17 protein-coding genes and 1 other annotated feature are annotated in these 11,976 nt (G+C 37.6%); of the genes, 15 read left to right on the top strand and 2 right to left on the bottom strand.

Features of this window, described 5'->3' with window-relative positions; all coding sequences use genetic code 11:
* The first annotated feature begins 41 nt into the window (after positions 1-41).
* The 11 genes from gap (at position 42) to K7I92_RS03400 (ending at position 8,017) form a co-directional block, all read left to right on the top strand.
* Positions 42-1,061, top strand: coding sequence for a type I glyceraldehyde-3-phosphate dehydrogenase (gene gap / locus K7I92_RS03450; RefSeq protein WP_203245080.1), 1,020 nt, complete (start codon positions 42-44; stop codon positions 1,059-1,061).
* A gap of 86 nt (positions 1,062-1,147) precedes the next feature.
* Positions 1,148-3,196 (top strand): helix-turn-helix domain-containing protein, encoded by a 2,049-nt coding sequence (locus K7I92_RS03445; protein ID WP_220282069.1) that lies wholly within the window; start codon positions 1,148-1,150, stop codon positions 3,194-3,196.
* The gene (locus tag K7I92_RS03440; protein WP_220282068.1) at positions 3,196-3,381 is read left to right on the top strand and encodes a DUF4339 domain-containing protein; all 186 of its coding nucleotides are present in this window, start codon (positions 3,196-3,198) and stop codon (positions 3,379-3,381) included. Before K7I92_RS03445 ends, K7I92_RS03440 begins: the two co-directional genes overlap by 1 nt.
* A gap of 65 nt (positions 3,382-3,446) precedes the next feature.
* Positions 3,447-4,778 (top strand): cysteine--tRNA ligase, encoded by a 1,332-nt coding sequence (gene cysS / locus K7I92_RS03435; RefSeq protein ID WP_203245083.1) that lies wholly within the window; start codon positions 3,447-3,449, stop codon positions 4,776-4,778.
* On the top strand, positions 4,778-5,152 hold the full coding sequence (locus K7I92_RS03430) for a Mini-ribonuclease 3 (RefSeq protein ID WP_203245084.1): 375 nt from the start codon (positions 4,778-4,780) through the stop codon (positions 5,150-5,152). The genes cysS and K7I92_RS03430 overlap by 1 nt, the downstream gene beginning before the upstream one ends.
* Positions 5,153-5,162: 10 nt before the next feature.
* Complete coding sequence (rlmB, locus tag K7I92_RS03425; RefSeq protein ID WP_203245085.1) at positions 5,163-5,879, top strand: 23S rRNA (guanosine(2251)-2'-O)-methyltransferase RlmB; 717 nt, start codon at positions 5,163-5,165, stop codon at positions 5,877-5,879.
* Between the two features lie 9 nt (positions 5,880-5,888).
* Positions 5,889-6,485 carry a sigma-70 family RNA polymerase sigma factor gene (locus K7I92_RS03420; protein WP_203245086.1) on the top strand — a complete coding sequence of 199 codons (597 nt, stop codon included), beginning with the start codon at positions 5,889-5,891 and terminating at the stop codon, positions 6,483-6,485.
* 62 nt (positions 6,486-6,547) lie between these two features.
* On the top strand, positions 6,548-6,700 hold the full coding sequence (gene rpmG, locus K7I92_RS03415) for a 50S ribosomal protein L33 (RefSeq protein WP_203245087.1): 153 nt from the start codon (positions 6,548-6,550) through the stop codon (positions 6,698-6,700).
* 10 nt (positions 6,701-6,710) lie between these two features.
* On the top strand, positions 6,711-6,971 hold the full coding sequence (locus K7I92_RS03410) for a preprotein translocase subunit SecE (RefSeq protein ID WP_220282067.1): 261 nt from the start codon (positions 6,711-6,713) through the stop codon (positions 6,969-6,971).
* Between the two features lie 4 nt (positions 6,972-6,975).
* On the top strand, positions 6,976-7,572 hold the full coding sequence (gene nusG / locus K7I92_RS03405) for a transcription termination/antitermination protein NusG (RefSeq protein ID WP_203245088.1): 597 nt from the start codon (positions 6,976-6,978) through the stop codon (positions 7,570-7,572).
* Positions 7,573-7,582: 10 nt separating this feature from the next.
* Complete coding sequence (locus K7I92_RS03400) at positions 7,583-8,017, top strand: DUF5684 domain-containing protein (protein ID WP_203245089.1); 435 nt, start codon at positions 7,583-7,585, stop codon at positions 8,015-8,017.
* Between the two features lie 109 nt (positions 8,018-8,126).
* On the opposite strand, the gene K7I92_RS03395 is transcribed toward K7I92_RS03400, so the two are convergent.
* Together K7I92_RS03395 and K7I92_RS03390 are read right to left on the bottom strand one after the other, a co-directional pair.
* The gene (locus K7I92_RS03395) at positions 8,127-8,675 is read right to left on the bottom strand and encodes a DUF2812 domain-containing protein (RefSeq protein ID WP_220282066.1); all 549 of its coding nucleotides are present in this window, start codon (positions 8,673-8,675) and stop codon (positions 8,127-8,129) included.
* Entirely contained in the window at positions 8,668-8,991 is a 324-nt protein-coding gene (locus tag K7I92_RS03390) for a PadR family transcriptional regulator (protein WP_220282065.1), read from the bottom strand. Before K7I92_RS03390 ends, K7I92_RS03395 begins: the two co-directional genes overlap by 8 nt.
* Before the next feature lie 245 nt (positions 8,992-9,236).
* Here K7I92_RS03390 and rplK point away from each other — a divergent pair, with 245 nt between their 5' ends.
* From rplK to rplJ, 4 genes are all read left to right on the top strand, one after another.
* Positions 9,237-9,662, top strand: a complete 426-nt coding sequence (gene rplK, locus K7I92_RS03385) for a 50S ribosomal protein L11 (RefSeq protein ID WP_203245094.1) — start codon at positions 9,237-9,239, stop codon at positions 9,660-9,662.
* Positions 9,662-10,339 carry a 50S ribosomal protein L1 gene (gene rplA / locus K7I92_RS03380; protein WP_220282064.1) on the top strand — a complete coding sequence of 226 codons (678 nt, stop codon included), beginning with the start codon at positions 9,662-9,664 and terminating at the stop codon, positions 10,337-10,339. Before rplK ends, rplA begins: the two co-directional genes overlap by 1 nt.
* Before the next feature lie 79 nt (positions 10,340-10,418).
* A complete protein-coding gene (locus tag K7I92_RS03375; RefSeq protein WP_220282062.1) occupies positions 10,419-11,231 on the top strand; it encodes a zinc ribbon domain-containing protein in 813 nt (270 codons plus the stop codon).
* A gap of 32 nt (positions 11,232-11,263) precedes the next feature.
* Positions 11,264-11,391, top strand: a sequence feature (ribosomal protein L10 leader region).
* Between the two features lie 32 nt (positions 11,392-11,423).
* Positions 11,424-11,969 (top strand): 50S ribosomal protein L10, encoded by a 546-nt coding sequence (rplJ, locus tag K7I92_RS03370; protein WP_203245097.1) that lies wholly within the window; start codon positions 11,424-11,426, stop codon positions 11,967-11,969.
* Positions 11,970-11,976 lie beyond the last annotated feature (7 nt).

Genomic DNA, 11,976 nt, shown 5'->3' with positions numbered 1-11,976 from the left:
TACTACAATTAAAGTGCTAAAAGGAGGTCTTTAAGAGACATATGACAGACGTAAAAGTTGCTATTAACGGTTTTGGCCGTATCGGTCGTCTTGCTTTTAGACAAATGTTCGTAGCGGAAGGTTATGAAGTTGTTGCTATCAACGACTTAACAACTCCTTCTATGCTTGCCTATTTGTTGAAGCATGATACCACTCATGGTAATTGGAACCATGACATTACATCGGATGATGAAAAGGGAACAGTTACTGTTGATGGAAAAGAAATCACCATTTACAAAGAAGCGGATGCTTCAAACTTACCTTGGGGTCAATTGGATATTGATGTTGTCTTAGAATGTACCGGTTTCTACACAAGCAAGGAAAAGGCTTCTGCTCATATCAAGGCAGGTGCCAAGAAGGTGGTTATTTCAGCTCCTGCCGGAAATGACTTGCCTACTATTGTTTATTCTGTAAATGAGCATACATTAACAGCTGAAGATAAGATTATTTCCGCCGCTTCTTGTACAACAAACTGCTTAGCTCCTATGGCTAAGACATTGAATGATTTATATCCAATTCAAACAGGTATTATGTGTACTGTCCATGCTTACACCGGTGACCAAATGACATTAGATGGTCCTCAACGTAAGGGGGATAAGCGTCGTTCTCGCGCCGCCGCTTGCAACATCGTTCCTAACTCAACAGGTGCCGCTAAGGCTATCGGTTTAGTTATTCCTGAATTGAATGGCAAGTTAATCGGTGCTGCTCAACGTGTTCCTGTTCCTACAGGATCTTCAACATTATTATTCTCCGTTGTTAAGGGCAAGGATGTAACAAAGGAAGCTATCAACGCCGCTATGAAGGCTGCTTCTTCTGATTCGTTTGGTTACAATGAAGAAGAACTTGTTTCTTCTGATATTATTGATGAAACACATGGTTCGATTTTCGATGCTACACAAACAATGGTAACGAAGATTGATGATGAAACATACGAAGTACAAACAGTAGCTTGGTATGATAACGAAAACTCTTACACATCTCAAATGGTAAGAACAATCAAATACTTCGCAAACGTTAAGTAATTGAATGAAGAGCCCACTTCGGTGGGCTTTTTCTTGTCTTGAATTGAAAACTAATCACCTATAGAATAATAAGTACGGAGGATTTCATGATTAATAAATTTCCAAATAAATTAAGAGATTTACGAAAGTCTTTAGGCTATGCTCAAGGAGAGATGGCAAGCCGCTTAGATGTATCAGTGAAAGACTATATGAATTGGGAAAATGGAAATAGCCTTCCTGCTTTCGCACAAATTCAAAAAATGGCAATTCTTTTCAATATACCGGTGGAATTGTTGATGGATAATAAAAAGGAGATTAGCGAGGATTTACTAAATACCTTAAGTAAGAGTGTTACGATTCCAAGCTTTGTAAAGGCGACACCTGAAGTAATCCTAACGGATACAATGCCGTTAGAAACGGGAGAAAACCTAGGTGAAACAAAAGTGATGTCAGCCATTCAAGATAGCCCTCGCAAAGAAGCTATCAAGAAAGAAGTTGAAAAGCGCAAAAAGATTAGTCGTAAGGTCATTTGGATTGGTAGTGCTGTATCAGCAGTGGTTTTAGTTGTTTTAGTTCTTGTGTTTGTCTTTTTGTTCAATCGTAAGAGTAATTTAACAATCAGTGATGTCAATCGTTTGGCCTTAGGTAAGCATTTTTCCATTTATATTGCGGATAATGGTTCAGTTCAAATTCGGGGAAATTTGAATAATAGGTCAGTTTTTGAAAATATTGTTCAAGTTAGTAATTATGATGATCATGTGGTTGGTTTAAAGAAAGATGGAACTGTAGTAAGCAGTGAAAGTCATGATGATGTTTCAAGGATGCGGTCTATTCAAATGGTGGCTGCCGGCTATGACCATATCTTAGCTTTAAAAAAAGATGGAAGCGTTGTTTGTTCGGGCAATGAAAATGCGTGTTCTGTTTCGGAATGGAAGAATGTTAAGCGTATTTATGCCGGTAAGAATGTTAGCTTTGGTCTTCGCAGTGATGGTCAGGTTCTAGTGGCCGGTGATGGTGCAGAGGTAAAGGGCATAAGGGGTGTTCAAAGCATTTGTGCTAATGACCAAATGATTGCACTTGTTCGTAAGGATGGCGCTGTTCAAGTTATCGCTAAAACAAAGAAAGAAATCCCAAATACAAGTCATTTATCAGATGTAAAGTATGTGGCTCTTCATAAAGAGGGTGTCTTTGCGATTGGTCAAAATAATAAAATTCAATGGTCAGTCTTGGATGAAGAAAAAGCTTCTTTTGATAAAGCAACTTTATCTCGTTGGCAAAATATGCGTTTTATTGCCGGTAATGGGGATACTTTAGTTGGTATAGATCAGAATGGTAAGATGGCAGGTATTGGAAATAATGATTCCAATCAATATGAAAATACTTCCGTTTTAGCTGAACCACAGGTTAATAAGCTGGGACAAGTGAAAAATATTAAATTCAAAGAAACGACGGCTAATGTAAATATCACTTGGGATCCGGTGGAAAATGCGGATCGTTATCGTGTTACAATCGATACTGAACCGATGTTTGATAAACAAGATATCGCGAGCAATAGCACCAGTATTCCGGCCACAAAACTGGAATCCGGTAAAACTTATAGAGTAACGGTCACTGCTTTATCGGATAAGACGGATAAGTATTCCGAAAGTGATGTGACAACGATTAACTATACCTACAATCAAAAGGTGATTAATTTAGAAGCACCTAAAAATGTAACCAATGAAGTAACGAATGAGGGTTGGGTATTTAAGTGGGATAAGGTTGAACATGCGGATTACTATAAGATTGTTTATGATGGTCGTATCTTGGTGGATAAGCAAAAAGATCCCATCTATCACATTGATAACGAAGGTATCCCAGAAAATTCAAAGCATAAAATTGAAATTACAGCACATTCTAACCAACCGGAGGTTTATCGTGATAGTCCACCGGTGATAATAGAAGCCACTTATACAGTTAAGAAATTTGATATTACATTTGTGTTTGTAAGAAATGGCGCTGAAGTAGGGAGAAAATCGTATCGTCTAGCTCAAGGTTCTTATTTACTTGGTTCGATTATTCAAGATGCGGATATTCCGGGTGGTTATCACTTAAGCAATCCGTCTTCTGAAGTAAGTATTTCAAAATCCGGTGAACTAAATGTGGAGGTTAAATAATGGATAAGATTTGGTATTATTTAAATCACTCGGCGAAAGAAAAGCTCGGTCCTTATACGGATGAGGAATTAATTAAGCTTTTAAATCAAGGTATTGTGGATGTGGATGATTACATTTGGATGAAAGATTTTGAGAACTGGTTAAAGGTAGAAGATTCCATTTACTCCATATATATTGGAGAATAAGGCTGGATTTCCGGCCTTTTTAAATGGCTTTTGGTATAATAAGACAGGAAAAATGAGGAAATGTTATGCAATTGTATAATACAAAAACATTAAAATTAGAAGAATTTAAACCAAGGAAAGAGGGAGAAGTAACACTTTATGTTTGTGGACCAACGGTTTATAACTACGCTCATATTGGTAATGCAAGACCAATGGTGGTGTTTGATGTTTTGAAAAGAGTGTTTGAGGCAAGAGGTCTGAAGGTAAAGTATGTGTCCAATTACACAGATGTGGATGATAAAATCATCAATAAGGCAATGGAAGAAGGGGTTAGCGAAACTGAAATTGCGAACCGCTATATTCAGGCTTATGAGGATTTGCGTAAAAAATTGAATATTGAACAACCGAATATTTGTCCGAGAGTGACGCATACAATGGATAGTATTATTGCATTTATTAAGGGCTTACAAGATCAAGGTCATGCCTATGAAGTGAATGGGGATGTGTATTTCTCAGTGGATTCAGTGGCAGATTATGGTGCTTTATCACATCAAAATTTAGAAGATTTAGATGCCGGTAATCGTATTGCAGAAAATGAGCAAAAGAAAAACCCGATGGATTTTGTCCTATGGAAAAAGACCGAAAAAGGAATTCAATGGGATTCCCCATGGGGCAAAGGGCGTCCTGGTTGGCATACGGAATGTGTGGTCATGATTAATGAGAATTTAGGTCAAACGATTGATATTCATGGTGGTGGTTTGGATTTGAAGTTTCCACATCATGAAAATGAAGCCGCTCAACAAAGAGCGATGTTTGGACGTGAATTAGCAGACCATTGGATGCACAATGCGATGGTGAATATTGATGGTGAAAAGATGTCAAAGTCTTTGGGAAATACTTTATGGGCTATGGATGTAACGAAGGAGTTAGGAACAAACTTAACTCGTTGGTTAATTAGCTCAGTACATTATCGTAAGGAATTAAACTTTTCCGATGATACCATTCAAGCGGCTAAGACTGAATTGGATAAGATTTTAAATACGCTTCGTCATGCGACTTTAAAAGTGAAGTTTGCGGATGTGGTGTGGAATTCTTCTGTAGATGAAGGTTCATTTAGTGAGTTTATCGAACAAATGGAAGATGATTTAAACACACCGAATGCCTATACGGTTATCTTTGAAACGGTAAAAAAATTAAACGCGTCTATTCGCCAAAGAGAATTGGATTATAACAAGATTATGTCTTTCGTGAATAGCGTGGAAAAGATGCTGGATGTTTTAGGTATTGAATTAGAAATGGTAGAAGTTAGTGATGAAGATAAATGGACGTATCAATCTTGGATGAAAGCAAAGGAAGAAAAGGATTTTGACAAGGCTGATCAATATAGAACAATCCTACAAGAAAAGGGGTTAATCTAGTGAATCTATCACAATATTCAGGTCGCACATTAGCCTTTTTAGGCGATGCGGTTTGGAGTTTGGCAGTCCGCAATAGCTTATTGCGGGCAGGTCAGGGACAAGGAAAGATTTTACAAAAGAAAAGTATTTTGTATGTGAGTGCAAAAGCACAAGCTCGTTTTTATGAACAACTTCATGAAGAAGGTTTCTTTAGTGCAGAAGAGGAAGATTGGTATCGTTTAGGTCGTAATAATCATGGCGGTTCAGTGCCTAAGAATACGGATGTTCAAACATATCGGATGTCTACTGGCTTTGAAGCAATTTTGGGGGCACTTTATTTACTGGGAAATGAGAATCGAATAAGACAAATTTGGGACAAAGTTAGGACTTTTTAGGAGATAGAATATGGCAGAATGGATTTACGGGAAAAACGTTGTGAAACAGAGTATAGAAGAGGGAAGGGTGTTGAAACTAATCTTACAAAGAAAGGACGATTTACTGTTCAATCTTGCTCAAAAAAAGCGTATCCCAGTTGAAATCTTAGATCGAAATCGCATGGCTTCCTTGGTGAAAAATAATCATCATCAAGGGGTGATTGCCCAAATTCAAGATTATCCAAGTTATAGCGTGGATGAAATAGTAGCTTCTATTCCTAAGGAAAGAAAGGGTTTATTGGTCATGTTGGATGGAATTGTGGATCCACATAATTTAGGGGCTATTTTGCGAACTTGCGATGCGGTTGGTGCTGATGGTGTCATCTTTAAAAAAGATCGAGCGGTCGGCTTAAACGCAACGGTCGCAAAAGTGAGTGTTGGTGCCATTCAAACGGTTAAATGTGCTTCGGTAACAAACTTAAGTCAAACGATTGAAGTATTAAAGAAAAAAGGCTATTGGATTGTTGGTACAGCGATGAATGGTTCAGATTATCGTTCGCTTCAGTATGATTTTCCAACGGTCTTAGTCATTGGCAACGAAGGCAAAGGGATTTCTCCTTTGGTGATGAAGCACTGTGATTATCAGATTCATCTACCTATGGTCGGCAAGATTTCTTCGTTGAACGCTTCGGTTTCGGCTGGCATTTTATTGTATGAAATTCACAATAAACGTTTCCCTCTATTCTAGGAGGAGAACATGTCTATTTATGAAAATTCTTATGAACTGATTTATATGAGTCGCATGGGTGATGAGTATGCCCAAACGGCTCTTTTTCTTCAATATGAGGGTTTGTTGAATGCGTTGGTGAATCAAACCTTGATGGCCTACCCCTCGGTACGTTGTTATCGAGATGATTTATTGCAAGAAGCCAGGATATCTTTATTTCAAGCGATTAACCAATATCAAGAAAGTAAGAATACGACTTTTAAGACATTTGTTTGTTTGGTTGTGAAACGAAGAATTTGGAATGTGGTGCGCGATATTTTAGTAGATCATCAGCATAAGGGCTTTGATGCTATTTCTTTAGATGACCAAGATACGAATTATTATGAGATTTTGGAGCAGAGTAATCGTTTAGCAGAACCGGAATACTATGTGCAATATCAGACGGCCGCCAATCGTTTGCAAGAAGAAATTGGTCTTTTGGATGCGGAAGAAAGGAATATTTTATCTTGTTGGCTGGCTAGTGATAGTTATCAAGATGCTTCGGATAAGTTGGGCTTATCTAAGAAACAATACGATGGTCGTCTGCAAAGGGTGAAGAAGAAAATTAAAAGAGCTTTGTATGAATAAGTGGCGTTGACGATAATGCCGGGGTTATGCTAAAGTAAATTGGATTAGGAGTACTTTTCGTCGTGGTAAAAAAGGATAAACTTACATTGATTTGCAGTGAATGCAATTCTCGGAACTATACAACCAATCGTACTAAGAATTTAAACAAGCGACTGGAATTGAAAAAGTATTGTCCAAAGTGTGCGAAAACCACACTCCATAAGGAAACGAAGTAGGAGGTCCTGTATGACTGATAAAAAACAAATGACAGATAAGAGACAAGTAAAGAATAACGTTCCAGCTAAAGACCATTGGTTTACATTTAGCGGTATTCGCAAGGAAGCGAGCCGTGTTCGTTGGCCTAAGTGGAAAACAATCAGCAGTGAACCCGGTACATTTCAAAACGCAACAGAAGTATTAGTGTTTACGCTTTTCTTCTCGTTGTTCTTTATTTTGTGTGATTTCTCAATTGCTTTCTTGTTAAAGACTGTTGGAATTGGAGGCTAAGCAAATGAGTGAAATGAATGAAATAGAAAAAGTGGCGAAAGCTACCGATGATGAACATGAAGTGCGTTGGTATGTGGTAAACACATACGCCGGTCATGAGAATCGAGTAAAAGATAATCTTGAAAAGCGTTTGGAAACCATGGGTATTCAGGATTCTTTATTCCGTATTTTCGTTGCGGAAGAAGAAGAAATTGTCATTAAAAAGAACAACAAATCAGAAGTGAAAAAGGTAAATATGTTCCCGGGTTATATTTTTGTGCAAATGAAAATGACGGATCAAGCATGGTATGTGGTTCGTAATACACCCGGTGTTACCGGATTTATTGGTTCTTCCGGTGGTGGGGCTAAGCCTTTCCCCGTTTCAGAAGACGAAATGGAATCAATTCTACGTCGTATGGGCAATGGTGATCAAAAGGTTGTGGTTGACTTCCAAGTTGGGGACAATGTGAAGATTTTGACCGGCCCATTTGCGAATATGGTTGGTCATATTTCAGCAATGAATGATCAAACGCAGATTGCAACAGTGATGACTTTATTATTTGGTCGTGAAACACCAAATGAGATTAGTTATGGTGATTTGCAAAAATTAGAAGAAGAATAGGAGAAAAGATATGTCAAAAGAATTATCTTCTATCATTACCACTTACGCTATTTGGGGTATTATCTGGTATATTTTACAGAGTTATGGGCATTTATTATTGTTTAAGAAAGCAAAAGTAAATACAGTAGCCGCTTTTATTCCTTTTTACAGAGAATTTAGAATGTTCCAATTAACTTGGGCTAACAAAAAAGTAGCTTTGATTTGGGCAGTTTGTATTCTTGGCTTACCTCTTTGGTGGCTTGGTAGCGCAACAAAAATTCAAGTGATGGCTTGGTTTGGTTTATTTGCGTTCATTGTTGCATTGGTATTAGCTGCTATTCGTTCTTTTCATGAAACAAAAGCTTTCAATAAAGGAAATGGGCTAGCCATTGGTATTATATTTGCGGCTCCTATCGTTAACATTGTATTAGGTCGATCAGACGCTGATTATCAAGGTGCGAATTAAGGGATGAGAAATCATTCCTTTTTTAGTGAGTCAGGCTTGGTGTTTCACTTAAAAAAGACATAGATTCTCCTTTCCAAAACTAGAAGAATCTATGTCTTTGTCGAATGGTTTATTTTAGTAAGTCTTTTTTTATTTTTCTTAGTTTTAATCCACTGTGGATTAAAAGGTATAGATAAAGAATAAATAGAATTAAATAAATGAGCCCTACAATAGAAACAAAACCAAATTTACGAAACATAGAATGTCGTATATTAAGAATAATAATGACACAAAATATCACTAATAGAATCCACATTCGGGTTTTTAAAATATGGTTAATCATAGTTATTTTGGACTCGGTATCAGAAAATATTTCTTTATCATTTTCATCTTCTCCTTCCACAACTATTTTTCTGAAATAATTCCATCCCCAACAAGAACCTAAGTAATCCCAACCATAATCTTGATACATTTGAAGGTAATCCTCAGCGGCATTTTCCTCTTTATATTCGAGTTTATAAACGGCGTTTTCCGGCGGGCATTCTTCAAACACAAAGAAACAAGGAATGGTCATTTTAACGAACTTCCATCCATTTTTATGTTCTTGTTCGAGCCACTTTTCTTCTTCCGAGTAATCCGCAATGGTAAAAAATCTCATTTTTGTTTTTTGTTTAGCCATGATATTCTCCTCCAAGACTGTTTTGATATAGTCGTTTAATGCGCTTTAGTTCAATGTTTAGTATTTCTTTTCCTAAATCGGTAATTAGATACAATTTTCTCTTGTTTTCTTCACGAATAAATTGAATGAGTCCATCCTTTTCCATTTTGGATAATGTTCCATACATAGTTCCGGGGCTAATACTTACTTCGCTATTTGTCATTTTTTTGACTTGTTGACCAATTCCATACCCATGTTGGTAGCTTTGTAAGCAATACAAAATGTAAAAAGCGGTTTCGGACATTGGAATATAAATTCTTTTTAATTTCAAATCCATATAAATCCTCCATCTAAGTTCGATATATCGTAACTCGGTATATTTGTACTATATCACGGTTCGATATATATGACAAGCTTTTGAGTCATACTATTACTTGGGTACTACTTGTTCTATGATAATTCTTTATTGACGAAAAGACTTTGTTCGTGTAGAGTAAATGAGCACGATTATGTGCAACGTGCGTGGGAGAAGAGCAATACTTCGTTTACCACAGCGTGTGGAAAGATATAGGAGGAAACCACATGGCAAAGAAAAAAATTGCAAAAGTAGCTAAGCTACAATTCCCGGCTGGTGGGGCAAAACCGGGACCGGCGTTGGCATCTGCCGGTATTAACATGCCACAATTCTGTACGCAATTTAACGATGCAACAAAGGATCGTCATGGTGACATTGTTCCGGTTATTATTACTGCGTATGAAGACAAATCTTTTAGTTTTGTTATTAAGACAACACCTGCAGCTAACTTATTAAAGAAAGCCGCCGGTATTCAAAAGGCATCGGGAACACCTAAGACTGTTAAAGCGGGTAAGATTACCGAAGCTCAACTTCGTGAAATTGCGGAATACAAGTTACCTGACTTAAACGCAAACGATGTTGAATCCGCAATGAAGATTGTTGCAGGTACAGCTCGTAACATGGGTATTGAAATTGAAGGAGGATCTTACTAATGGCTGGTAAAAAATATAAGAGTTCTTTTGAAAAGGTAGATCACTCCAAGTTATATGACTACAAAGAAGCTTTGGCTTTAGCGAAATCTTTAAGCACAACAAAGTTTGATTCTTCGGTTGAAGCCAGCTTCGTGTTAAACGTTGATCCTCGTCAAGCTGAGCAAAATATTCGTGGGGCTATGGTTCTTCCAAATGGTACGGGTAAGACACAAAAAGTTCTTGTAATCACACAAGGTGCTAAGGAAGAAGAAGCGAAGGCGGCTGGTGCTGATTTCGTTGGCGGCAAGGACATGATCGATGAAATTAGTCGTGGATGGTTTGGTTTCGATATCATCGTAGCTACTCCAGATATGATGGGTCAATTGGGTAAGTTGGGTAAGGTTTTGGGTCCTAAGGGATTGATGCCGAATCCAAAGACCGGTACAGTCACTATGGATGTTGCAAAGGCCATTGATGAAATCAAGAAGGGTAAAGTGGAATACCGTGTTGACCGTGATGGTAACATCAATGTTTTAGTTGGTAAAACTTCTTTCACAGAAGAACAATTAGCTGAAAACTATAAGGCTTTATTGGATGTGATTGTTAAAGCTCGCCCTAGTACGGTTAAGGGCACTTACTTGAAGAGTGTGACAGTGTCGACAACAATGGGACCTGGCATCAAGGTTAACCTTGACTAAATAGATAAGGAGGCAAGCGCCTTCTTTTTATTTTAAAAAAAATAATGTATCATAGACGTATATGTAGGAGGGGAATTATATGAACTGCAAAAAATGTGGAGCTGAATTAGCTGATGATGCTAAGTTCTGTACAGAATGCGGAACTCCAACTGAAGCAGATACAGAAGTTACTAAAAATGAGGAAGTAACAGAAGAAACAAAAGTTGAAACAACAGAAAAAGTGAGAGAAGAAGTAGCTGAAAAGGTTGAAGAAGTGAAAGAAGAAGAGGTTAAGGAAGTGAAGCCGGAAGTCGTTCCTAACCAACCTTTAGATGCTAAGTACATTGGCGTGAAAGCAAATAAGAAATGGGTTCCATTGATTGTTGTAGCGGGTGTGGTTCTTGTGGCTTTGATTGTTTGGGCTGTATTCTTTAGAGGTTCGAAAGGAAACGTATATGCAACTTGCACAACGTCTCAGTCACAAAGAGGTGTTAATGTGCAAATGAAAATAGATATTTTAGGTAAAGCTAAAGATAAGATGGATAAGGTACGATTTGATATGGATATGGAAACACCACTTCCTGCAGGAAAAAATATCACTGATGTACAAATGATTGGTGTGCAAAGTGCTTTATCTGAAGGTAAAAAAGAATTGGGAAAGATTCCCGGTTTTAGCGAAGTTGACCTCAGTGCAAAGAAGAATGGAAATAATCTTAAGATGAAGATGAAGTTCCTTGTTCAATATTCTAAGATTGATGTTCAAAAATTAAAGAAAGGCAAATTAAGTTCCGGCTTAAGTGGTCAATTAAGTAATTACTTAAATGACAGTAATGTTAAGATGTTAAGAAATTTAACAAATGAAGATTTTGTTAAGCAAGCTAAGGTACAAGGCATAGGCTGTAAAGTAAACTAACTTATTTGACAAAAAGAATTGATTTTATTATTATATCTACGTTATCAATGCCATAGACAGTAACGGCTAAAATGCTTAAAAAGGTTACCGAGGTAGATGAAAGTGTAAATGTATTCTTTCGCCTCGCTTTGTCTGGAAGCGAGGTTTTAATATCTATAGAAGGATTGGTAACTGGATAGGAAGGCGGAAGAAATGAATCAAACGGTATTAGAATCGAAGCAAAATATTGTTTCTGAGATTCAAGAAAAGTTGACAAAGTCTTCATCCTCTGTAATTGCGGAATACCGCGGACTTTCTGTTGAAGAAGTAACGGATTTACGTCGTAAGTTACGTGCAGAAGGTGTTGAATTCAAGGTGTATAAGAATACACTAGCCTCTCGTGCTGCTGAAGCGGCCGGATATGCTGAATTGAATGAATACTTAACAGGTCCTAACGCGATTGCTTTTGCGGAAGATGAAACATCAGCTGCTAGAGTCTTAGCTAAGTTTGCGAAAAATCACAAGGCTTTAGTTCTTAAGGCCGGTATTGTTGAAGGGGCTGTTGTGACTCCGGAAACAATCAAGGAATTATCATTATTACCAAATAGAGAAGGCATGTTATCGATGTTGTTATCTGTATTGAATGCTCCGGTATCTGCATTTGCTCGTGTGGTTAATGCGGTATCTGAAGCAAAAGCATCTGGTGCTCCGGTTGTTGAAGAAGTAAAAGAAGAAGCTGCAGTAGAGGCGGCTGCCTAATAGGAGG

The sequence above is a fragment of the Bulleidia sp. zg-1013 genome (assembly GCF_019798045.1).
GTDB lineage: Bacteria > Bacillota_I > Bacilli_A > Erysipelotrichales > Erysipelotrichaceae > Bulleidia.
This window is presented reverse-complemented; position numbering and strand designations above follow the sequence as displayed.